Source organism: Lysobacter zhanggongensis (genome assembly GCF_046638635.1).
Taxonomy (GTDB): Bacteria; Pseudomonadota; Gammaproteobacteria; order Xanthomonadales; family Xanthomonadaceae; genus Novilysobacter; species Novilysobacter luteus.
Genome location: NZ_JBJXHK010000013.1, coordinates 26,538 through 47,295 on the forward strand (window position 1 = coordinate 26,538; position 20,758 = coordinate 47,295).

Below are 20,758 nucleotides of genomic sequence, written 5' to 3' on the forward strand. Positions count from 1 at the left end.
CGGCGCGGATGGCATGTAACCCGCCCAGCCTAGGAAACCCGCCGCCGCGCCGCAACCCCGCGCATCCGGCGCGCGTGGCTGATCTGCGCGACAATCCCCGTTCACCTGACTGGGGTCCGGTGCCCGGGGGCACGCCGTTTATTTCGCGTGCACCTTGCGCCGTCTACGTTTCGCGCTCGCAGCGCAAGGAGCCGTTTGATGACCCTGACCGCAATCGTTGGACCCGGAGGCGCGCGTCGCGCGTTGCTCGCTGCTTCGCTCGCCGTGGCGGTAGCCGGCTGCGCCACTTTGAACCCTGAGCAGGATGCCCCGGATTTTGGCGCGTCGATGGCGATCGCCCGTGCGCACCTGGAGGCCGGCCAGGCCGATGCGGCGGTCGTTGCGCTGGGCACCGCGGCCACCCTCGACCGTGCAAGCAAGGAACCGTGGCTCGAGATGGCCCGCATCCGGGAATCCCAGGGCCGCCACGTCGATGCGTTGGCGGCGGCCGAGCAGGTGTTGCGGCGTGACCCGACCGATGCGGCCGCGCACGAGATCACCATCGCGAGCGGGCTGGAAGTGGCGCGTCGCACGCTGCAACGGTTGCTTGCGACCGAGCAGCCGCCCGATGCCGACCAACTCGCTACGGCGCAGGCCATCGGTACGTTGATGACGCAGGTGTTCGGCCCGGAGTTCCTCGTGTCCGACGAGCTGCGCACACAGTTGGCGCGCGAAGCGGTGGCCCGCTACAAGGCTCGGCGCATCGAGAAGCTGCCCGAAGCCCGCCAGGAAGCGCCCAAGGGCGATCCGCTCGACCTACTGGGCGGCGACTGACCCGGCTCGGCGCCTCCGGGCCCGCCGCAGTCCAATCACGGACTCTCCATGCGGGCGATGGGAGCATCGTCGCCATGCAGAGCCTCCAAGAATTCTCGCCGCAGTTCTTCTCCCGCGACGAACAGCTCGTCCTCGAACAACCTTCCGACGACTGGGACCTGGTGCTGGGTGACGGCCCCGTGGTGGCCACGGCCATCCACGATGGCCACGCCATGCGTGACTCGCTGCTGCCGTACCTGGCCTTCAGCGAGGAAGAGCGCCGCCGCGACGAGGACCCGCTGACCGGCATGCTCGCGGTCGTCGGCGACGTCCGCCTGACGGTGCGCACCTCGCGCTTCGAGGTCGACCTCAACCGTCCGCGCGCCAAGGCCATTTCCACCAACCCCGCCGACACCTGGGGCTTGCAGGTGTGGAAGGGGCCGCTGCCGGACGCCGAGCTGGAAAGGTCCCTGGCCATCCACGATCGCTTCTACGCGATGGTCGGTTCGCTGATGGACGAGATGATCGAGCGCTGGGGCTGCGTGCTGTTGCTGGACATCCACAGCTACAACCATCGTCGCGACGGCGCGGACGCCGAGCCGGCCGAGCCGCATCGCAATCCCGACATCGACCTGGGCGTCACCACCCTTGACCCGCGCCGCTGGGGCCGGGTGGCGGACCGCTTCGCCGAAGTCTTGCGCGGGCACGAGGTCGGGGGTCGCCGACCCGATGTGCGCGAGAACGTCCGCTACGAGGGCGGAGGCCATTTCCCGGAGTGGCTGTACGCGACCTACGGCGAACGCGTCTGCGCGATCTCGCTGGAGTACAAGAAGATCTACATGGACGAGTGGACCGCGCAGGCCGACATCGCCGTGGTGGAGCAGTTCCGCGCGGGGTTGCAGGACGCGGTGGACGCCGTCCGCGGCGAGTTCCTCGCATGCCGGTGAGCGCACGGCCGGACGAATGCACCGCACGTCCGCTGCCGCCGGTGGCGGCGCAGGTGGACGCGCACCTGGCCAGCATGGACGGCGAGGTCGACTGGTTGCTGGCGCTGTCGCCGATCCACAACGATGCGTTGTGGGCGGAGTTCGAGGCGAGTGGTCGCACGCGGGTGCCGCCGTTCCAGTACATCGACCCCGACCTCGACCTGCACGCCGTTCGCGAACGCTTGCTGGCGCTGCCGGTGGAGGAGGTGGAGTCGCCATTGCTCTCGGGCCTGCTATCGGAGAAGCAGCGCGAACTCGACCGGCAGATCGAGCTGGTACGGCTGCGCGATACCGATGGCTTCATCAACGCCAGCCTGGACCTGTTCGGCGGCGTCGAGCCACGGCTGCTGGAGCTGGCACGGCGGATCCTCGACACCGTCGGACCGAGTGTCCCGCTGGAGGCCGAGGCCGGGATCGACGAGGTGCTCGCCGCGGTCGAGGACGAGTTGGCGTGGTACCGCGAACAGTCGCCGGACTTCTTCGCGGAGGTCGTTGTCGATGCCGACCTGAACTCGTTGATGATGGTCTCGCACGGCAAGTTCTTCATCGATGGCGACATCCGCCTGCCGCGCGCGCGCGTGCAGCCGCTGATCCAACATGAGATCGGTACCCACCTGGTGACCCGCCACAACGGGAGCCGCCAGGCGTTGCAGCAGCTGCGCGTGGGCCTCGCACACTACGATCCGCTGCAGGAAGGCCTGGGCGTGCTGGGCGAATACCTGGCCGGCTACCTGCCGGGCGAGCGCCTGCGCGTACTGGCCGCGCGGGTGGTCGCCACCGACATGGCCATCCACGGCGAGGACGTACCGGCCATCTTCGACCTGTTGCACAACACCCACGGGCTGCCGACCGAGGATGCGTTCGACGTGGCCGTGCGGGCGCGGCGCGGTGGCGGGCTCACCAAGGACGCGGTGTACCTCAGCGGCCTGCGCGACCTGGTCGAGTACCTGGCCGACGGGGGCGACTTCGAGACGCTTTTCACCGGCAAGTTCGCTCTCTCGCACCGGGTCGTGCTCGACCAGCTGATCGAGGAGGGCTGGGTCGTGGAGCCCGACCTGTTGCCGCGCTACAGCACCGCCGCCGAAGCCGCCGTGCGGCTTGAACGCTGCCGCCGTACGCCGGTGGAGCACCTGTTCCACAGCGAACCCCACAACGTGGCACGTGTGCCCGCACCGAAGGAAACCGCATGAACGCCGCACCCGCCACCTCCGCGCCGATCAAGCTCGGCTTCGTCGTCAACGACGTTGCGACCGAGAAGAACAACTACACCACCATCCGCCTCGCGCGCACCGCGGTGAACCGCGGGCACCAGGTCGCCCTGATCGGACTGGGCGATTTCATCTACGACGCCAACGGCACCGTGCGTGCCCGTGCGCACGTGCCGCGCGAATCGCACTATGCCGACGACGACGCGCTGCTGGCTGACCTGCAGGGCCCCGACGCCGAGATCCACCGGATCTCGGTCGAGGACCTGGACGTGCTGATGCTGCGCAGCGATCCGGCCGAGGAGGTCGTCGAGCGGCCGTGGGCGCCCAACAGCGGCCTGCTGTTCGCCCAGCTGGCCGCGCTCAAGCACGTCATCGTGCTCAACGACCCGACCCACCTGACCGACGCGTCCAACAAGACCTACTTCCAGCATTTCCCCGAGGAGGTCAGGCCGGTCACCTGCATCACCCTGGATGCCGACGAGATCAAGTCGTTCATCCAGTCCCACGACGGCTACGGCGTGATCAAGCCGCTGCAGGGGTCGGGTGGCCAGAGTGTGTTCGTGGTGACCCCCGACAGTGGCGCCAACCTCAACCAGATGATCGAGGCGGTGACCCGCGATGGCTACGCGATCGTGCAGGAGTACCTGCCCAAGGCGGTGGACGGCGACCTGCGCCTGCTGACGCTCAATGGCCGGCCGCTGTGCGTTGATGGCAAGTACGCCTGCTTCCGCCGCTACAACGACAGCGGCGACGCGCGCAGCAACATCACCGCAGGCGGCAAGATCGACATGGCAGTGCCCGACGAGGACGCACTGCGCCTTGCCGAGATCGTCGCGCCCAAGCTGATGCGCGACGGCATGTACCTGGCCGGGCTGGACATCGTTGGCGACAAGATGATGGAGATCAACGTCGACACGCCGGGCGGGATCAACATGGCCGAGGAGCTCACCGGGGTCGACTTCAGCGGCCACATCGTCTCCGACCTGGAGCGCAAGGTGCGGCTGCGCGACCAGTACAACCGCACCCTGACCAACAACGAGCTGGCGATGATGTAGCCGCGCGTCGCGGCACCGATCGCGGCCCGGGAGTTGCCGCGCCCGGGCCGCGCTCGCATCCTGTGGGGCCTTCCACACACGGGCGTGCCGCTTGGACACCCTGCTGATCGCCCTCGACCTGCTGGGCACCTTCGTCTTCGCCATCTCCGGGGCGACCGTGGGCGTGCGCAACCGGCTCGACCTGTTCGGCGTGCTTGTGCTGTCGTTCGCGGCCGCCACCAGCGGCGGCATCATGCGCGACCTGCTGATCGGCGCCACCCCGCCCGTGGCGCTGGTCAACTGGAGCTACCTGGTGGTGGCGTGCCTGGCGGGGCTGCTTACGTTCCGCTGGTTCGCCGACATCGAGCGGCTGCGCAACCCGGTGCAGGTGTTCGACGCGATGGGGCTGGCGCTGTTTGCCGTCAGCGGCGCGCTCAAGGCGATCGACTTCGGGCTGGGGCCCATTGCGGCCACGCTGCTCGGGATGCTCACCGGCATTGGTGGCGGCATCGCGCGCGATGTGCTGGTAGCGCGCACGCCGGTGATCTTCCAGGCGGAGCTGTACGCCGTCGCCGCGATGGCCGGGGCCGCCACCGTCGTGGCCGGGCACTGGCTCGGTTGGCCGGCAATGCCGGCGGTAGTCGTCGGCGCCGCACTGTGTTTCGGCCTGCGTTACATGGCGATCCGCCACGGTTGGCGGCTGCCGGTCGCCCAGCCGCGGGATTCCTGAGATCCGGGTTCAGCTGGCGGTGCAGTCACTGAACCCGATGGAGGGCCCGCCACATCGGGCCTGCGAAGGCCTAGGGCGGTTATCGCGCTTTCCAGATCACGATCCGCGTACATCCAGCTGACCTGTTATTTACCCGGCGCGCTTTATGGATAGGGCCACCACGGGCATCCGCCCCCCACGGAGACATCCCATGCGCAACTACCAGATTTCCACCCTTGCCGCCGCGCTGCTGGCCATCGGCCTGGCAGGCTGCGACAACAACGTCGAAACCGATGACACCTTGGGCGCCACCACGCCCGACACAACCATGCCGGACACGATGGACGACACCATGCCGGCCGACACCATGCCCGATGACTCGACCGCCCTGGGCGGCGACATGGACCCCAACAGCGACCCTGGCACCATGGCTGACGCCGGCGCCATCGTCGCCCCGACCACGTTGATGGTCAGCACCACCGGCGCGCCGGGACCGTACCTGACGGACGACGACGGCCGCGCGATCTATTTCCTCGAGGGCGACACCGATGGCAGCACCTGCACCGGTCCGTGCCTGGAACTGTGGCCGCCGGTCATCGCGGGTGACACAACGCCCGGGGTGGATGGCGACCTGAAGGCCGGGCTACTCGGTACCGTCGAGCGCGCCGACGGCACGACCCAGCTGACCTACAACGGCCATCCGCTGTACTACTACACGCGCGACACGGCTGCCCAGGTCGCCAGCGGACATGACGTGACCGACGACTGGGGCGAGTGGTACCTGCTGGCTCCGGACGGCACCGAGGTCGATGACGACGTCGAGACCAACTGATCCCGTTTCACCATGTGGGCGTGCGGGCCGTCGCCGGTAGCCGGTGGCGGCCCGTGTCGTGCCGGGTAGCCCACCCTGCGAGGGACTGACGATGGCGATGTCTGGCACGCTGGCGGCATTCCCATGGAGATTCCGATGAGCAGCGATCCCTTGCTGGTTCCATGTCCCCAGTGCGCAGCGATGAACCGCGTGCCCCCCGAGCGTCTCGGGCAGTCCCCGACCTGCGGTCGTTGCCATGGCGTGTTGTTCACCGGGGCGCCGCTCGCGCTCACCGCCACCGACTTCGACCGTCATGCGGTGCGCGGCGGGGTGCCGGTGCTGGTGGACTTCTGGGCGCCCTGGTGCGGGCCGTGCAGGACAATGGCGCCGCAATTCGAGGCGGCCGCCGCGGCGTTGGAGCCCGGTATCCGTCTGGCGAAGGTCGACACCGAGGCCGAGCCCGGCCTGGGTGCGCGTTTTGGCATCCGCAGCATTCCGACGATGGTGCTGCTTCACCAGGGTCGGGAGCTGGGGCGCCAGTCCGGTGCGATGGGCAGCGGGCAGATCGTCGCGTGGGCCCGTTCCCAGCTGCCGCGATGATCGCATCGTTCCCGGAGGGCACGTCGCCGGAGGCCGCGCAAAGCCACGACCCGCCACCCCGTCGCCCGGAAGAGCCCGACCCCAACGATTGCTGCGGCGAGGGCTGCGTCCGTTGCATTTATGACGTGCACGACGAGGCGCTGGAGCGATACGCAAAGGCGCTTGCCGTGTGGCGCGAGCGCAATCCGGGCGTACCGCTGCCGAAGGATCCGGGCGGCGGCACCTGACCCGGTCCGCAGCCGGATCAATAGCCGGCGAGTTTGCCCAGCGAGCTTTCCAGAAGCCGCTGCAGCTTCCTGCTCGCTCCGCCGATCGCGCCGCGCATGGTGGGGGCCTCGGCGGTTACCGTCGCCGGTGGCCGGCCTTCCAGCCGCGCTTCCATCGTGCAGTGCTTGTCGTTGTCGCCCGACTTGCCACCGTTGGTATCCGCCAGGTGGACCTCGACCCGCGACACCTGGTCCCCGAAGCGCTGGAGGGCGTCGGTGACGACCTGTTCGACGTGCTGCGCGAGCGCTTCGTCACCCTGGACGTGGTTGTCGGTGTTGAGCAGGACTTTCATGCGGCGTGGCCTCCGGTATGCGTGACGGGTATGCACCCACGCTAGCGCCGGTCGCATACACACGGCGAGAAGGCGGCCTTCCGCGGCGCACGCCGGTAAAATCCGCCGATGATCCTCAACGTTGCCGCCTACCATTTCACCGCTGTCGACAACCCGCAGGCGCTGGCCGAAGAAGCCCGTGCGCGCGCCGTCGCGGCGGGCCTGCTGGGCACCGTGCTGGTGGCGGGGGAGGGCATCAACCTGTTCCTGGCCGGCGCTGGCAAAGCGGTCCGCACCTGGGTGGACTGGCTGCGGGCCGAGCCCCGGTTTGCCGGCCTCGTGGTGAAGGAGAGTTACAGTCGGGCCCAGCCGTTCCAGCGGCTCAAGGTCAAGGTCAAGCCCGAGCTGATCAGCTTCCGCCGCGCCGATGCCTCGCCGCTGCAGGGACGCGCGCCGACCGTGGCGCCGGCGGACCTTGCGCGCTGGATCGGGCAGGGCTGCGACGACAAGGGACGACGGCTGGTCCTGCTCGATACCCGCAACCGCGAGGAGGTGGGTCACGGCAGCTTCGTGGGCGCGCTCACCCTGCCGATCGACAACTTCACCGAGCTGCCGGCGGCGCTGGTCCCGCATCGTGACGAACTGGCCGACGCCACCGTGGTCAGCTTCTGCACCGGTGGCATCCGCTGCGAAAAGGCCGCGCTGCACCTGCAGGCCGATGGCATGGACAACCTGTTGCAGCTTGACGGTGGGATCCTCGGCTACTTCGAGCAGGTCGGCGGGTTCGGCTACGACGGCCGCTGTTTCGTGTTCGACGGCCGGGTGGCGCTGGACCCGGCGCTGGAGCCACTGGTGGACGGCGACGAGGCGATGGCCACGGGTTGACCCTCCAATGATGGGAAGGTGGAGCATCATGGCCTGAGCCTTCCAGGAGTCCGCCATGAACGCCCCGACCGCCGCACCCGAGCGCGAAGTACGGCTCGATATCGAGGGAATGACCTGCGCGTCGTGCGCCGGCCGCGTGGAGAAAGCGCTGGCGGCGGTGCCCGGGGTTCGGGAAGCGAGCGTCAACCTCGCGACCGAGCGTGCCAGTGTCCGCGCAACCGGTCGCGACCGGCTCGAGTCGGAGCTGGTCGCCGCCGTTACCGGCGCGGGCTATCGCGCCACGGTGCCCGCCGATGCCGCTGCCCCCTTGGCCTCGGACACCGGGGCCCCGGCTGCTGGCGGTGCCGTTGCGTCGGCGACCGCGCGGAAGTCGCGCGAGCTTCGCCATCTGCTCATCGCGATCGCGCTGTCGGCGCCGCTGCTGCTGCCGATGCTGCTCATGCCGTTCGGCGTGGACTGGATGCTCCCCGGCTGGGTGCAGTTCGCACTGGCCACCCCCGTGCAGTTCTGGCTGGGCGCGCGCTTCTATCGCGGTGGCTGGTCGGCGCTGAAGGCCGGCACCGGAAACATGGACCTGCTGGTCGCCCTGGGCACCAGCGCGGGGTACGGCCTGAGCCTCTTCCATTTGCTGTCGGGCAGTGGACACCTGTACTTCGAGGCGTCGGCTGTTGTCATCACGCTGGTGCTGCTGGGCAAATGGCTGGAGGCGCGGGCCAAGCGCCAGACCACCGAGGCGATCCGCGCGTTGCAGGCACTGCGTCCCGCCACCGCGCGCGTATTGCGCGACGGCATCGAGCGGGAGCTGCCCTTGGCTGAAGTGGTGGTGGGCGACCAGGTCGCCGTGCGCCCCGGCGAGCGGTTCCCGGTAGACGCGGTGGTGGTGGAAGGCCGCAGCCACGCCGACGAATCACTGATCACCGGCGAGTCGTTGCCTGTGGCCAAGGAGCCGGGGGATGCCGTCACCGGCGGTGCGCTCAACGCCGAGGGCCGGCTGCTGCTGCGCACCACCGCGGTCGGTGCCGAGACGGCGCTTGCGCGGATCATCCGGCTGGTCGAGGACGCGCAGGCGAAGAAGGCGCCGATCCAGCGGCTGGTCGACCGGGTGAGCGCGGTGTTCGTGCCGGTGGTGGTCGCAATCGCGCTGCTGACGCTGCTGGGCTGGGGCTTCATCGGCGGTGACTGGAACGACGCCATCCTGCACGCGGTAGCGGTGCTGGTGATTGCCTGCCCCTGCGCGCTGGGTCTGGCCACGCCGACCGCGATCATGGCCGGCACCGGCGTGGCCGCGCGCGCCGGCATCCTGATCAAGGACGCCGAGGTGCTGGAGACCGCTCGGGCGGTCGACGTGGTCGCGTTCGACAAGACCGGGACCCTGACGGAGGGGCGTCCGACGCTGGCCCGATACGTCGCGGTCGACGGCGACGACGCGGCGCTTTTGAGGTTGGCCGCGGCGCTGCAGGGCGGCAGCGAGCATCCGCTGGCCGCCGCGGTGCGCGAGGCGGCCACCGGCATGGCGTTGCCGTCGTCGAGCGACACCCGCGCGGTGGCGGGGCGTGGCGTGGTGGGCGACGTCGAGGGCCGCCAGTTGTTGCTCGGCAGCACGCGCTGGATGGAGCAGGAGGGCGCCCTTGCATCCGCACCCGCGCTGCGGGCCGAGAGCGACGCCTTGGCCACCCGTGGCCACAGCGTGTCGTGGCTGGCCGAGCGGACCGGCGACAGCGTGCACGTGCTGGGTTTGCTGGCCTTCCGCGACGCCCCGCGGGCGGAGGCCAAGGCAGCCATCGCGACCCTGCACCGCCTTGGCATCCGCACCGCGATGATCTCCGGCGACAACCGGGGCGCGGCGCAGGCGGTGGCCGACGCGCTCGGCATCGATGACGTGCGCGCCGAGGTGCTTCCAGCCGACAAGGTCGACGCGGTACAGGCGCTCAAAGCGCACGGCCGGGTGGCGATGGTGGGTGACGGCATCAACGATGCCCCCGCGTTGTCGGCCGCGGATGTCGGTATTGCGATGGGCAGTGGCAGCGACGTCGCCATGCATGCGGCCGGGATCACCCTGATGCGGCCGGACCCGCGCCTGGTGGCAGACGCGATCGCCATCTCCCGCCGCACCAGTGGCAAGATCCGGCAGAACCTGTTCTGGGCGTTCGTCTACAACGTCGTCGGCCTGCCGCTGGCCGCGGCCGGGCTGCTCAACCCGGTGGTTGCGGGTGCGGCGATGGCGCTGTCGAGCGTCAGCGTGGTGGCCAACACCCTGCTGCTGCGCCGCTGGACGCCCCGCGCATCGGAGGAGAACTGATGGCCAACACCGCGCGACCGGAACTGGCCGAGGCACTGGCCGATGGCCTGCACAATATCGGCGATGCCGCGCGACTGAGCGGTGTCAGCGCCAAGATGATCCGCCATTACGAGGCGATCGGACTGATCCCGCCAGCGAGCCGCACCTTTGCCGGCTACCGCATCTACTCCGACAAGGACCTGCACCGATTGCGCTTCATCAAGCGCAGCCGGACGCTCGGCTTTTCGGTGAAGCAGATCGAGGTATTGCTGGGGCTGTGGGATGACCGCGAGCGCGCCAGCGCCGAGGTCAAGCGCATGGCCCAGGCGCACGCCGACGACCTGGGGCATCGGATCGAGGAAATGCAGGCGATGCAGCGCACGTTGCTGGAGCTGGCGCACCGCTGCCACGGCGACGCTCGTCCCGACTGCCCGATCCTCGACGACCTGGCGGGGCCATCCGGCAACTGACCCAGGCGTCCTGTAGGAGCGGCTTCAGCCGCGATCGAATGCTTGGCGCGCGTACCGGTTCCAGGATCGCGGCTGAAGCCGCTCCTACTGTTGCGGGGGGTCGCGCGGTCAGTCCGCCCCGTGCCCTCGTAGCCATTCCACCGCCCCACGCCCCGCGCGCCGGGCACTGGCAAAGCACGCGGTCAGCAGGTATCCACCGGTCGGGGCCGCCCAGGCCAGCATCTCGCCGGCGGCGAACACGCCAGGCAGGGCGCGCAACATCAGGGCATCGTCCATCGCTTCCAGTCGGACGCCGCCGGCGCTGCTGATCGCCTCCGCGACCGGGCGCGGGCGCCGTAGCACCAGCGGCAGCCGCTTGATCGTCCCGGCGACGCGCGCCGGATCGTCCAGCCCGCCGCGACCCAGCACCTCGTGCAGCAGCGCGGCCTTTACCCCGGTGAGGCCGGTCTGCCGACGCAGGTGCTCACTCGCGCTGCGGCCACCGCGGGGCCGGGCCAGGTCGCGTTGCAACCGCGCGAGGTCACGACCCGGTGCGAGATCCAGCCACAGCGTCGTCTGCCCGTGTCGTTCGATCGCCTCGCGCAGCGGTGCCGAGAGCGCGTAGACGAGGCTGCCCTCGATGCCGGTTGCGGTAGCCACGCATTCGCCCTGCAGCGCGTGCCAGCCAGCGCCGTCCGACCAGTGCGCCACCACGGGCTTCACCGGTGCGCCGGCGTGGCGGCTGGCGAAATGTTCGCTCCAGTCGATGTCGAAGCCGCAGTTGGAGGGCTGCAGCGGTGCGACGTCGACGCCGCGGCGTGAGAGCAACGGCGCCCAGGCCCCGTCGGAGCCGAGCTGCGGCCAGCTGGCGCCGCCCAGCGCCAGGACGGTGGCCGGCGCCTGAAACCGGACCGGGCCGTCCGGGGTGTCGAAACGCAGCGGCGCCGGCGTGGACGAAGCCGTGGGCTCGGCGGGTTCCCAGCCGAGCCAGCGATGGTGCACGTGGAACCGCACGCCCTGTTCGCGCAGGCGGCGCACCCAGCCTCGCAGCAGGGGCGCCGCCTTGCGGTCCATNCCGGCGTGGACGAAGCCGTGGGCTCGGCGGGTTCCCAGCCGAGCCAGCGATGGTGCACGTGGAACCGCACGCCCTGTTCGCGCAGGCGGCGCACCCAGCCTCGCAGCAGGGGCGCCGCCTTGCGGTCCATCGGGAACACCCGGTCGGAGCTCCCCACGTACGTTTCGACCCCGAGGCCGCGTGCCCATTCGCGCAGGGCATCGCTGTCGAAGTCGTCCAGCCAGCCGGCCACGTCCGCGATCCGCTCGCGGTAGCGCTGGTCGAACGCGGGCCGCGGTTCGGCATGGGTGAGGTTGAGTCCGCCCTTGCCGGCGATCAGGAACTTGCGCCCGACCGAGCCCTTTCCCTCGAACAGGTCGACCTCGACGCCGGCGGCGCGCGCGACCTCGGCGGCCATGAGGCCGGCCGGTCCGCCGCCGATGATGGCGATGCCGGGGAGCAGGGAAGGGGTTTCGGGCATGGTGTCGGAGGTGCGGGGCAGTGCGGGCGGGCAGCGGCAAAGGATCGCACGCGCGTACGACGGACGGGCTGCGGTAATGTCGGCGCTTCGCCTAGGGAGCCATCCAATGCCCAACGCCATCCGCCTGCCGACGACCCTGGCCGCGCTGCTGCTGTCCCTCTCGATTGCCGGCGTCGCGGCCGCGCAGACCCTGCCGGCGGCCGAAGTCCGCGCGGATGCCCCGGTGGCCGACCCGTTGCAGGGTTTCGATGCCTACGTCGAGAACGTCCGCACGCAGTTCGACGTGCCCGGCATCGCGGTAGCCATCGTCAAGGATGGCGAGGTGGTGCTCGAGCGCGGCTATGGCGTGAAGGACCTTGCTAGCCGCGAGCCGGTGGATGCGCACACGATGTTCGCGATCGCCTCGAACACCAAGGCATTCACCGCCACCGCACTGCAGATCCTGGCCGGTGACGGTCGGCTGGCGATGGACGACCGGGTGATCGACCACCTGCCGTGGTTCCGCATGTCCGACCCGTACATCACCCGCGAGATGCGCATCCGCGATCTGCTCGCCCACCGCAGCGGGCTCGCGCTTGGCGCCGGCGACCTGCTGTACTGGCCCGGCACCGACTACACCACCGAGGAGGTCGCCCGGCGACTGGCCGAGGTGCCGATCGAAGGCGGTTTCCGCGAGCAGTACGCCTACGACAACATCCTTTTCGGCGTCGCCCAGCTGGTGGTCGAGGCCGCCAGTGGACAGCGTTTCGAAGCGTTCCTGCGCGAGCGAATCCTCGACCCGCTCGGCATGGACGAAACCCGCTTCAACAGCGACCACCTGCGTCCCGGTGACAACGTCGCCACCGGTTACTCCAAGGCCGACTTCACCAAGCTGGTCGCCGCGCCGCGCATGGCGTGGGGCAACGTGTCGGGCGCGGGCGGGCTGTACTCGAGCGCGCACGACCTGACCCGCTGGGTGCGCCTGCAGCTCGACCAGGGCGTGGTGGAAGGCGAGGGCGCGCATGTGCGCCGGCTCTTCGACGAGGCGCAGCAGCGCGACATGTGGAACGTGCTCACGCCGATTCCGCTGGGCAAGCCATCCACGGTGCCAGAGCTTGCAGCGGCCGCACCGAACTTCCGCGGCTACGCCCAGGGCTGGAATGTCTCCGACTACCGTGGCGAGCGGCTGGTCTGGCACACCGGCGGCTGGCCGGGCTTCTACTCGCGCATCACGCTGGTGCCCGGGTATGAGCTGGGGGTCATCGTGCTCACCAGTGCGGAGGTCGGCGGCGCGTTCAACGCGGTGACGATGCGTGCACTGGACGCGATGCTGGGCGAGGCGCCGACCGATTGGACCGCTGCCTACCTGGCCGCACGTGGCAATGCGCAGGAGGAGGCCGACGAGGACTGGCGCAAGCACCAGGCTGCGCGCGTTGCCGATTCGTCGCCATCGCTGGCTTTGGACGGCTACGCGGCGACCTACCGCGACCCCTGGTACGGCGACGTCGTGGTGGCACGCAACGGCGACGCACTGCGGATCCGGTTCACCCGCAGCCCGGCGCTGGTTGGCACCCTGTCGCACTGGCAGCACGACACGTTCGTGGTGCGCTGGGACGAGCGCTGGCTCAATGCCGACGCGTTCCTGACGTTCGACCTCGGCCCCGATGGCGACGTGCGCGCCGCGCGGATGGAGGCGATTTCACCGCTGACCGACTTCAGCTTCGACTTCCATCACCTGCGGTTGGAACCGGTGGACGATGACGCCGCCTCCAACGGGGATGACGCGTGAGCTGGCTCGGCATTGCCCTGGTCGTGCTGGGCGTGTGGCTGGCCATCAAGGTGGCCGGGTTCGCGCTCAAGCTGGTGATGTGGGGCGTCGTGCTGTTCGGCCTGTACTGGCTGCTGGCGCCAATGCTTGGCTGGCCCCGGCCGTTCTGACGGCGTAGGAGCGGCTTCAGCCGCGATCGGATTGGAGCATGGCGTAACTATCCGATCGCGGCTGAAGCCGCTCCTACAACAGCCGAGGCCGTCAGCGTGCCTCGACGTCGAGCAGCTCGACCTCGAACACCAGAGACGCGCCGGGTGGGATCACGCCACCGGCGCCCTTGCGCCCGTAGCCGTACTCCGGCGGGATCATCAGTACGCGGCGGCCGCCCACGCGCATCCCGGCGACACCGTCGTCCCAGCCGCGGATCACCCGCCCAGCGCCGAGCAGGAACGTGAACGGCTCGCTACGGTCGAGCGAGCTGTCGAACTTGTCGCCCCGCTGCTCCGGTGCGTCCTCGTCGTAGAGCCAGCCGGTGTAGTGCACGGTGACCTGGTCTCCCGGCGTTGCGAGGGCGCCGTCACCCGTGACGACGTCGACGCGTTGCAGCTCGGCGACGCGCCCGCCCGCCGGTGGCGCTTCAGGCGCGCACGCGCAGAGCACCAGTGACAGCGCGGCGGCCGCAATCAGCAGGGATCGGCGCAGGCGGGGAAGGCAACGGGACATGGAAGGGTTCCGGACGATGATTGCGTGAGGTTAACGGAACCCCTATGCGGCGGGGCATCACGGTGTTGCGTGGTTACACGCATGCGTAACGGCGCCGGCACTAGCGTGGGGAAAAAGGAGGCCACCCATGCAGATTCCCAACGAAGCCCTGGTCATCGTCGCCGACGGCGAAGGCGCCCGTGTGTTCCGCAACCGCGGGGACGGGCAGCGGCTCTCTTTGCACCAGTACGACCTGCTGGAGCTGATGAACATGAACGACGACGGCCCGGCCGGTTCGATGCCTGACGGCTCCGACGGCTTCCGCATCGACAAGGCGACGTTCGCCAAGCAGCTTGCGCTTCGGCTCAACGACGGCGCGCTCAAGCAGCAGTACCGCGACCTGGTCCTGGTGGCCGACGAGAAGACCCTCGGCGAGATGCGGCCGTTGTTGCACAAGGAGGTCCAGGATCGCCTGCGTGCCGAGATCCCCAAGACGCTGACCAACACGCCGTTGGAGGAGATCGAGCGGATCCTGTCGTGACGACGGGCTAGACCGCCATCCCGGCCGCGTGGCCCGATGCCCAGGCCCACTGGAAGTTGTAGCCGCCCAGCCAGCCGGTCACGTCCAGCACTTCGCCGATGAAGTACAGGCCAGGCACGTGGCGCGACTGCATCGTGCTCGATGAAACACCGTCGGTGTCCACGCCCCCCAGGGTGACCTCGGCGGTGCGATAGCCCTCGGTGCCGCTCGCCACCAGGGGCCAGTCGCCGAGCAGCGACGCGACGTCGCGCAGCTGCGGCAGGGTGAACTGGCGCATCGGCCGGTTCGGCTGCAGGTGTGCCAGCCAGACCTCACCGAACCGCTGGGCGAAGCGCTTGGGCAGCAGCTCGCCGAGCACGGTGCGCAACTCGGCCGCGGGCCGTTCGCGCTGCAGTGCCTGCAGCCGGTCCAGCGCGTCGACGCCAGGCAGCAGGTCCAGCCGGAGGTGGTCACCGGATTGCCAGTACGACGAGATCTGCAGGATGGACGGCCCACTGACGCCGCGGTGCGTGACCAGCATGAAGTTGCTGAAGGCTTGGCCGTTGCAGCGTGCGGTGACCGGGAAGGCGACGCCGCTCAGGTCGGCCAGCCGCTCCTGGTGCTTGCCGCTGAGGGTCAACGGCACCAGTCCGGCGCGGGTCGGCAGCACCGCGTGGCCGAACTGCCGCGCCAGCTCGTAGCCGAAACCGCTAGCGCCCATGCTGGGTATCGACAGGCCGCCGCTGGCGACCACCAGGGCCGGGGCAGTGAACGTGCCGCGGGTTGTGTGCAGGCGGTAGCCGCCGTCGTCGCCGTGCACGACGCGTTCGACACTGCAGTGGGTCTCGATGCGCACACCCGCGGCGGCGCATTCGTCCAGGAGCATCTTGACGATGAGCTTGGACGAGACATCGCAGAACAGCTGCCCGAGTTCCTTCTCGTGGTACGCGATGCCGTGGCGCTCCACCATCGCGATGAAGTCCCACGGCGTGTAGCGCGCCAGCGCCGACTTGCAGAAGTGCGGGTTCGCCGACAGGTAGTTGTCGGGCGTGGTGCCGGTGTTGGTGAAATTGCAGCGCCCGCCGCCGGACATCAGGATCTTCTTGCCGACCTTGTTGGCGTGCTCGACCACGAGCACGCGGCGACCACGCTGGCCGGCAGTGAGTGCGCACATCAGCCCGGCGGCGCCGGCGCCGATGACGATGACGTCGGCGTGTTCGGTCACGGCCACCTCGCGGACCGGCTCAGCCGGCGGCGGCCATCCGCACGTCAGGGCGCAGCGACACGTTGCCGCGTTCGCCCATCAGCTGCAGCTCGCCATCCTGGACCAGCGCGTTGAGCCGCATCCCGCGTTCGCCGATCGCGGCCATCGCGTCCACGACGTCACCCGGGATGTCGATCACGGTGAGGTTCTTCAGCCGTGTCAGTGAATTGGCGATGCGGTCCCACCAGAGGTCGGAGGCACGCCCGCCGTAGTTCACCACCACGACCTGCCGGGCACGCGCGCAGGCCTTCTTGATGCGGGTTTCGTCCGGATTGCCCAGGTCGATCCACAGCTCGATCTCCCCGGTGTAGTCGCGCTTCCACAGTGCCGGCTCGTCCTCGTCGCTGAGGCCGCGGCCGAACTCGAGCCGGTCGTCCGCATGCAGGGCGAACGCCAGCAGCCGCACCATCAGCCGCTCGTCGGTCTCCGACGGGTGCTGGGCGAGGGTGAGGTTGTGGGTGGCGTAGTAGTGCCGGTCCATGTCGCTGACCTGCAACTCGGCCTTGACCACGGTGGATTTGGTCGCCATGCGGGTGGCCATCCGGAAAAGGGGATCATTCTAGCCGGTGGGTCGTCCCGCCCCGGTCGTTGACTGATCCCCCCGACCGGCCGCCGGCGGATTACGGCAGCGTCCTGACCTTCGCCTCGCGGTCCCACTGCCTGGTCTTGGCCTGCTCGATGAAGGCAGCGGTGTCGGTGGCCATCACCACGCCGGCATCGGGCATCACGCCAGCCTCGTCCAGCAACGCCTTGCCACCGGCGTCCTGCGCGATGGCCTTCAGGTGGCCGAAGGCGTCCTTGGCGAACTGCACGGCCGCTGCCTCGCTGCGCAGCTTCTGCGCCGCGTCGGCGGAGAGCAGCACAGCGACCGCATCGAATACCACCGACGGTGTCCCGGCCAGTTGACCATCCGCGGGCTGGTGCTTGCCGTCCGACAGCGTCGCGCCACCGACTTTCGGTGCGACCAGCTTGACCATTGCACCGGCCGCCATCGCGGCGTCACGGAGGGATTTGATAGCCGCGGCATCGGAACCTTCGTCGAACAGGATCCCGACGGATCGGCCTTCGAGCGTCGGCACGGAATTGCCGATCAGGCTCAACGCTGGTGACAGCGGCATGTCCTGCACCGGCCGTGCGGCGTCGGGTGGCTCGGGCATGCCCTGCAGCCCAAGTCCCGCAGCGACGCGTGCGGCCAGGTCCTCGTCGATGTGGCGAAGGTGGCCCACCATGGCTTCGCGGATGCGCACGGTCTCCACCTTGGACAGCTCGAACACCAGCGCGGCCGCCAGGTGCGCCTGCTCGAGTGGCTGTTGGCTGCGGTAGAACTGCCGCGCCTGGCTGTAGTGGTCGGCGAACGACTCTGGCCGCAGGCGCGTGCGCTGCCCGCTGGCGGGGACGGTGGCGCTGCGGAACCCGCCCGCGGTCGCCCGCGCGGTCTTCGGGTCCTCGTCCAGCGATGCCGGCTCGTACATCACCCGACCCTTGGGCCGGCCCATCTGCATGAAGCCGTCCTGCTGGTGGTTGGCGAACGGGCACTTGGGCGCATTGACCGGGATCTGCTGAAAGTTGGGCCCACCGAGCCGTATCAGCTGGGTATCGAGATAGGAGAAGATCCGCCCCTGCAGCAGCGGGTCCTCGCTGAAGTCGATTCCCGGCACGATGTTGGCCGGGCAGAACGCGACCTGCTCGGTCTCCGCGAAGAAGTTGTCCACCCAGCGGTCGAGCACCATGTGGCCCACCACCTTCAGCGGCACCAGCTCCTCCGGGATGATCTTGGTGGCATCGAGGTGGTCGAACGGGAACTTCGCCGCGTCTTCCTCGGTGAACAGTTGCACCGCCAGGTCCCAGGTGGGCAGCGCCTTGCCCGCCTTGATCCGGTCATGCAGGTCGCGACGGTTGAAGTCGTTGTCGGCGCCGGCGATCTTCACCGCTTCGTCCCACACCAGCGACTGCATGCCCAGCCGCGGCTTCCAGTGGAACTTGACGAACGTGGCGCGTCCTTCCGCATCGAGGAAGCGGAAGCTGTGGATGCCGAAGCCCTCCATCATGGCCAGCGAGCGCGGGATCGCGCGGTCGCTCATCAGCCACATGATCATGTGCATCGATTCGGGCATCAGCGAGATGAAGTCCCAGAACGTGTCATGGGCACCGCTCGCCTGCGGGAAGCCGCGGTCGGGCTCGGGCTTCACCGCGTGCACCAGGTCGGGGAATTTGATCGCGTCCTGGATGAAGAACACCGGCATGTTGTTGCCGACCAGGTCGTAGTTGCCGTCCTTTGTGTAGAACTTGGTGGCGAACCCGCGTGCATCGCGCGGCGTGTCCATCGAACCCTTGTTGCCGACCACCGTGGACAGCCGGCAGAACACCGGGGTGCGCTCGCCGACCTCGGTGAAAAGCCGGGCAGTGGTGTATTGGGCAAGCGATTCGGTCAGCTCGAAATAGCCGTGCGCGCCGGTACCGCGGGCGTGGACCACGCGCTCGGGGATGCGCTCGTGGTCGAAGTGGGTCAGCTTCTCGCGGGAGATGAAGTCCTCGAGCAGCGTCGGACCGCGGTCATGCGCGCGTAGCGAGTTCTGGTTGTCGGCAACCGGCACGCCCTGGTTGGTGGTCAGTACCGGGTGCCCGTCGCCGGCCTGCTGGTGCAGCTCACCGGCCTGGCCCTTGGGGGCGCTGCCGCCCCCGTTCTGGTCTTTCGACGCCATCGCAATGCTCCGTGGGGGATCCATCGGAGCTTGCCGGCGGGGACGTAAACGCAGTGTGCTGCGACGGGGTCAACGCCCCGCATCGGCTCCCGGAGGGGCCCCGGCGCCCTCGACGTACTTCTCGTGCAGCTTCACCGGCGGGCCCTGGCGCTCGCGGCGGCGGATCCACAGGTTGATCATCTCCACGAACACCGAGAACGCCATCGCCGCGTACACGTAACCCTTCGGGATATGCAGGCCGAACCCGTCGGCGATCAGCACCAGCCCGATCATTATCAGGAAGCTCAGCGCCAGCACCTTGACCGTCGGATGCCGTTCGACGAACTCGCTGATGGGTCGCGCGAAGGCGAGCATGAAGACGATCGAGGCGACGATGGCGGTGACCATCACCCAGCGCTCGTCGACCATGCCGACCGCGGTGATGATCGAGTCCAACGAAAACACGATATCCAGCACCATGATCTGGGCGATGACCGCCATGAAGCTGGTGGCCGCACCGGGGGCGACCTGCTCGGAGGCGCCTTCGAGTTTCTGGTGGATCTCGTGGGTCGCCTTGCCGATGAGGAACAGGCCGCCACCGATCAGGATCAGGTCGCGCCACGAGAACGCCTGGCCGAACAGCGAGAACAGCGGCGCGGTCAGCCCGATGATCCACGCAATCATGAACAGCAGGCCCAGGCGTGTGACCGCGGCGCCGAGGATGCCGAGCTTGCGGGCGCGGTCACGCTGCGCTTCGGGCAGCCTGCCTGCGAGGATCGAGATGAAGATGATGTTGTCGATGCCGAGGACGAGTTCGAGCGCCGTCAGCGTCGCGAGTGCGATCCAGATTTCCGGGTTCGCCAGTGCTTCCATGGGTTTTTCCTTCGCGAAAGGGCAAACACGCCGGCGGTTGCCGGCGTGGGTTCGCGAAGGTCTTGCTCACACCCTGGAAGGTGCCGCCGGACCGGAGCGGGTGCTCGTATTGACGGCCGTGGCGATCGGGAGCTACTCCCCTTCGAGCGGCGAGGCTAGCACGCCCGCCGGCGCCTGGTGCGGTACTTTGCCGCCCATGCCGTCCCCGCTCACCCGCACTTCAGCCACGCCGCCGCCCAGCCGCCTGCAGTTGCCGCCCGGCCGGTGGACCACGCTGCTGGACGGGCTGTGCTCGCGCTTCCCGCAGGTCGGCCGCGAGCAATGGCAGTCGCGTTTCCGCCGCGGGCGCGTGCAGGATGTGCGGGGCCAGCCACTGGCGGCCGACTCGCCGTACGTGGTCGGTGCCGAAGTGCGCTACTTCCGTGAGGTGGAGCAGGAGCCGGTCATCCCGTTCGAGGCGGCGGTCCTGCACGTTGACGAGCACCTGGTGGTGGTCGACAAGCCGCACTTCCTGCCGGTGGTGCCGGCGGGTGGGTATGTCGACCAGACGCTGCTGGCGCGCATGGTCAAGCATCTGGGCAATCCCGGGCTGGTGCCGCTGCACCGGATCGACCGGGGGACGGCAGGGCTTGTGCTCTTCTCCGCCGAACCGGCCACGCGGGATACCTACCAGGCGCTGTTCCGCGAGCGCCGGATCGTCAAACGTTACGAGGCGATTGCACCACCGTTGCCGGAACTCGCCTTTCCGCATGTCCGACGCAGCCGGCTCGAACTTGGCGAGCCGTTCTTCCGCATGCACGAAGTCGACGGCGAGCACAACAGCGAGAGCCGCATCGACGTGCTCGATCGCGCAGGACCGTTGTGGCGCTACGCGCTGGAACCGGTGACCGGCCGCAAGCACCAGCTGCGGGTGCACATGGCGGCGCTGGGGGCGCCGATCGAGGGCGACCGCTACTACCCGTCGCTGTGCCCGCAGGCCCCGGATGACTTCCTGCGCCCGCTGCAATTGCTCGCAAGCGGGCTGGCGTTTGCCGACCCGCTGGATGGGCGGCCGCGGAGCTTCGAAACCCGCAGGGCGCTGAGTGCGGTCAGCGCGGGCGCGGCTTGAAGGGCTTGCGCGGGCCCGCCCCGTGTCCGCCGTGGCCG

Annotated in this window: 21 protein-coding genes and 1 pseudogene; 15 read left to right on the plus strand and 7 right to left on the minus strand. The window is 69.1% G+C overall.

All coding sequences use genetic code 11. From position 1 onward, the window contains the following. Positions 1-198: 198 nt before the first annotated feature. The 8 genes from ACKVMH_RS03995 to ACKVMH_RS04030 all read left to right on the plus strand — a co-directional run bounded on the left by ACKVMH_RS03995 (position 199) and on the right by ACKVMH_RS04030 (position 6,367). Entirely contained in the window at positions 199-813 is a 615-nt protein-coding gene (locus ACKVMH_RS03995) for a tetratricopeptide repeat protein (RefSeq protein ID WP_412699319.1), read from the plus strand. Between the two features lie 74 nt (positions 814-887). Next, entirely contained in the window at positions 888-1,739 is an 852-nt protein-coding gene (locus tag ACKVMH_RS04000) for an N-formylglutamate amidohydrolase (RefSeq protein WP_412699320.1), read from the plus strand. Further along, positions 1,736-2,968: a flavohemoglobin expression-modulating QEGLA motif protein gene (locus ACKVMH_RS04005; RefSeq protein WP_412699321.1), complete on the plus strand. Its 1,233-nt coding sequence runs from the start codon at positions 1,736-1,738 to the stop codon at positions 2,966-2,968. The genes ACKVMH_RS04000 and ACKVMH_RS04005 overlap by 4 nt, the downstream gene beginning before the upstream one ends. Beyond that, the gene (locus ACKVMH_RS04010) at positions 2,965-4,041 is read left to right on the plus strand and encodes an ATP-grasp domain-containing protein (RefSeq protein WP_412699322.1); all 1,077 of its coding nucleotides are present in this window, start codon (positions 2,965-2,967) and stop codon (positions 4,039-4,041) included. The genes ACKVMH_RS04005 and ACKVMH_RS04010 overlap by 4 nt, the downstream gene beginning before the upstream one ends. Positions 4,042-4,132: 91 nt before the next feature. Beyond that, positions 4,133-4,750 carry a trimeric intracellular cation channel family protein gene (locus ACKVMH_RS04015; RefSeq protein WP_412699323.1) on the plus strand — a complete coding sequence of 206 codons (618 nt, stop codon included), beginning with the start codon at positions 4,133-4,135 and terminating at the stop codon, positions 4,748-4,750. 190 nt (positions 4,751-4,940) lie between these two features. Further along, positions 4,941-5,561, plus strand: coding sequence for a COG4315 family predicted lipoprotein (locus tag ACKVMH_RS04020; RefSeq protein WP_412699324.1), 621 nt, complete (start codon positions 4,941-4,943; stop codon positions 5,559-5,561). Between the two features lie 135 nt (positions 5,562-5,696). After that, positions 5,697-6,140, plus strand: a complete 444-nt coding sequence (trxC, locus tag ACKVMH_RS04025) for a thioredoxin TrxC (RefSeq protein ID WP_412699325.1) — start codon at positions 5,697-5,699, stop codon at positions 6,138-6,140. Beyond that, positions 6,137-6,367 carry an oxidoreductase-like domain-containing protein gene (locus ACKVMH_RS04030; protein ID WP_215220122.1) on the plus strand — a complete coding sequence of 77 codons (231 nt, stop codon included), beginning with the start codon at positions 6,137-6,139 and terminating at the stop codon, positions 6,365-6,367. The genes trxC and ACKVMH_RS04030 overlap by 4 nt, the downstream gene beginning before the upstream one ends. Positions 6,368-6,384: 17 nt before the next feature. Here the strand turns inward: ACKVMH_RS04030 and ACKVMH_RS04035 are convergent, their stop codons facing one another. After that, positions 6,385-6,699, minus strand: coding sequence for an HPF/RaiA family ribosome-associated protein (locus ACKVMH_RS04035; protein WP_215220123.1), 315 nt, complete (start codon positions 6,697-6,699; stop codon positions 6,385-6,387). A gap of 108 nt (positions 6,700-6,807) precedes the next feature. On the opposite strand from ACKVMH_RS04035, the gene ACKVMH_RS04040 reads away from it, so the two are divergent. Genes ACKVMH_RS04040 through cueR form a run of 3 tightly spaced genes read left to right on the plus strand, consistent with a single transcriptional unit; the run spans position 6,808 to position 10,311 of the window. Beyond that, complete coding sequence (locus ACKVMH_RS04040; protein WP_412699326.1) at positions 6,808-7,563, plus strand: sulfurtransferase; 756 nt, start codon at positions 6,808-6,810, stop codon at positions 7,561-7,563. Between the two features lie 55 nt (positions 7,564-7,618). Next, complete coding sequence (locus tag ACKVMH_RS04045) at positions 7,619-9,862, plus strand: heavy metal translocating P-type ATPase (protein ID WP_412699327.1); 2,244 nt, start codon at positions 7,619-7,621, stop codon at positions 9,860-9,862. Then, positions 9,862-10,311, plus strand: coding sequence for a Cu(I)-responsive transcriptional regulator (gene cueR / locus ACKVMH_RS04050; RefSeq protein WP_412699328.1), 450 nt, complete (start codon positions 9,862-9,864; stop codon positions 10,309-10,311). Before ACKVMH_RS04045 ends, cueR begins: the two co-directional genes overlap by 1 nt. A gap of 108 nt (positions 10,312-10,419) precedes the next feature. On the opposite strand, the pseudogene ACKVMH_RS04055 reads toward cueR, so the two are convergent. Beyond that, positions 10,420-11,859, minus strand: a pseudogene (locus ACKVMH_RS04055) (TIGR03862 family flavoprotein); the annotation flags it as partial. A gap of 72 nt (positions 11,860-11,931) precedes the next feature. Between ACKVMH_RS04055 and ACKVMH_RS04060 the strand changes: the two are divergent. Together ACKVMH_RS04060 and ACKVMH_RS04065 are read left to right on the plus strand one after the other, a co-directional pair. Then, the gene (locus ACKVMH_RS04060) at positions 11,932-13,593 is read left to right on the plus strand and encodes a serine hydrolase (RefSeq protein ID WP_412699329.1); all 1,662 of its coding nucleotides are present in this window, start codon (positions 11,932-11,934) and stop codon (positions 13,591-13,593) included. Beyond that, complete coding sequence (locus tag ACKVMH_RS04065) at positions 13,590-13,742, plus strand: hypothetical protein (protein WP_215220129.1); 153 nt, start codon at positions 13,590-13,592, stop codon at positions 13,740-13,742. The genes ACKVMH_RS04060 and ACKVMH_RS04065 overlap by 4 nt, the downstream gene beginning before the upstream one ends. A 91-nt stretch (positions 13,743-13,833) precedes the next feature. On the opposite strand, the gene ACKVMH_RS04070 is transcribed toward ACKVMH_RS04065, so the two are convergent. After that, positions 13,834-14,295 carry an FKBP-type peptidyl-prolyl cis-trans isomerase gene (locus ACKVMH_RS04070; RefSeq protein ID WP_215220130.1) on the minus strand — a complete coding sequence of 154 codons (462 nt, stop codon included), beginning with the start codon at positions 14,293-14,295 and terminating at the stop codon, positions 13,834-13,836. A gap of 127 nt (positions 14,296-14,422) precedes the next feature. On the opposite strand from ACKVMH_RS04070, the gene ACKVMH_RS04075 reads away from it, so the two are divergent. Beyond that, positions 14,423-14,815: a host attachment family protein gene (locus ACKVMH_RS04075; protein ID WP_215220131.1), complete on the plus strand. Its 393-nt coding sequence runs from the start codon at positions 14,423-14,425 to the stop codon at positions 14,813-14,815. 7 nt (positions 14,816-14,822) lie between these two features. Here the strand turns inward: ACKVMH_RS04075 and ACKVMH_RS04080 are convergent, their stop codons facing one another. The 4 genes from ACKVMH_RS04080 to ACKVMH_RS04095 form a co-directional block, all read right to left on the minus strand. Further along, positions 14,823-16,019 (minus strand): BaiN/RdsA family NAD(P)/FAD-dependent oxidoreductase, encoded by a 1,197-nt coding sequence (locus tag ACKVMH_RS04080; RefSeq protein WP_412699330.1) that lies wholly within the window; start codon positions 16,017-16,019, stop codon positions 14,823-14,825. Between the two features lie 19 nt (positions 16,020-16,038). Then, positions 16,039-16,587 carry a YaeQ family protein gene (locus tag ACKVMH_RS04085; RefSeq protein ID WP_412699331.1) on the minus strand — a complete coding sequence of 183 codons (549 nt, stop codon included), beginning with the start codon at positions 16,585-16,587 and terminating at the stop codon, positions 16,039-16,041. A 91-nt stretch (positions 16,588-16,678) separates the two neighbouring features. Next, on the minus strand, positions 16,679-18,760 hold the full coding sequence (locus ACKVMH_RS04090) for a catalase (RefSeq protein ID WP_412699332.1): 2,082 nt from the start codon (positions 18,758-18,760) through the stop codon (positions 16,679-16,681). Positions 18,761-18,829: 69 nt separating this feature from the next. Beyond that, positions 18,830-19,612, minus strand: a complete 783-nt coding sequence (locus ACKVMH_RS04095; protein WP_215220134.1) for a TerC family protein — start codon at positions 19,610-19,612, stop codon at positions 18,830-18,832. Between the two features lie 196 nt (positions 19,613-19,808). On the opposite strand from ACKVMH_RS04095, the gene ACKVMH_RS04100 reads away from it, so the two are divergent. Further along, complete coding sequence (locus tag ACKVMH_RS04100) at positions 19,809-20,720, plus strand: pseudouridine synthase (protein WP_412699333.1); 912 nt, start codon at positions 19,809-19,811, stop codon at positions 20,718-20,720. Positions 20,721-20,758 lie beyond the last annotated feature (38 nt).

Excerpts from the sequence above, each read along its gene's own strand:
- ACKVMH_RS03995 (WP_412699319.1), top strand. The coding sequence starts at position 199 with ATGACCCTGACCGCAATCGTTGGACCCGGAGGCGCGCGTCGCGCGTTG.
- ACKVMH_RS04000 (WP_412699320.1), top strand. The coding sequence starts at position 888 with ATGCAGAGCCTCCAAGAATTCTCGCCGCAGTTCTTCTCCCGCGACGAA.
- ACKVMH_RS04010 (WP_412699322.1), top strand. The coding sequence starts at position 2,965 with ATGAACGCCGCACCCGCCACCTCCGCGCCGATCAAGCTCGGCTTCGTC.
- ACKVMH_RS04020 (WP_412699324.1), top strand. The coding sequence starts at position 4,941 with ATGCGCAACTACCAGATTTCCACCCTTGCCGCCGCGCTGCTGGCCATC.
- trxC (WP_412699325.1), top strand. The coding sequence starts at position 5,697 with ATGAGCAGCGATCCCTTGCTGGTTCCATGTCCCCAGTGCGCAGCGATG.
- ACKVMH_RS04030 (WP_215220122.1), top strand. The coding sequence starts at position 6,137 with ATGATCGCATCGTTCCCGGAGGGCACGTCGCCGGAGGCCGCGCAAAGC.
- ACKVMH_RS04035 (WP_215220123.1), bottom strand. The coding sequence starts at position 6,699 with ATGAAAGTCCTGCTCAACACCGACAACCACGTCCAGGGTGACGAAGCG.
- ACKVMH_RS04040 (WP_412699326.1), top strand. The coding sequence starts at position 6,808 with ATGATCCTCAACGTTGCCGCCTACCATTTCACCGCTGTCGACAACCCG.
- ACKVMH_RS04045 (WP_412699327.1), top strand. The coding sequence starts at position 7,619 with ATGAACGCCCCGACCGCCGCACCCGAGCGCGAAGTACGGCTCGATATC.
- cueR (WP_412699328.1), top strand. The coding sequence starts at position 9,862 with ATGGCCAACACCGCGCGACCGGAACTGGCCGAGGCACTGGCCGATGGC.
- ACKVMH_RS04060 (WP_412699329.1), top strand. The coding sequence starts at position 11,932 with ATGCCCAACGCCATCCGCCTGCCGACGACCCTGGCCGCGCTGCTGCTG.
- ACKVMH_RS04070 (WP_215220130.1), bottom strand. The coding sequence starts at position 14,295 with ATGTCCCGTTGCCTTCCCCGCCTGCGCCGATCCCTGCTGATTGCGGCC.
- ACKVMH_RS04075 (WP_215220131.1), top strand. The coding sequence starts at position 14,423 with ATGCAGATTCCCAACGAAGCCCTGGTCATCGTCGCCGACGGCGAAGGC.
- ACKVMH_RS04085 (WP_412699331.1), bottom strand. The coding sequence starts at position 16,587 with ATGGCGACCAAATCCACCGTGGTCAAGGCCGAGTTGCAGGTCAGCGAC.
- ACKVMH_RS04090 (WP_412699332.1), bottom strand. The coding sequence starts at position 18,760 with ATGGCGTCGAAAGACCAGAACGGGGGCGGCAGCGCCCCCAAGGGCCAG.
- ACKVMH_RS04095 (WP_215220134.1), bottom strand. The coding sequence starts at position 19,612 with ATGGAAGCACTGGCGAACCCGGAAATCTGGATCGCACTCGCGACGCTG.
- ACKVMH_RS04100 (WP_412699333.1), top strand. The coding sequence starts at position 19,809 with ATGCCGTCCCCGCTCACCCGCACTTCAGCCACGCCGCCGCCCAGCCGC.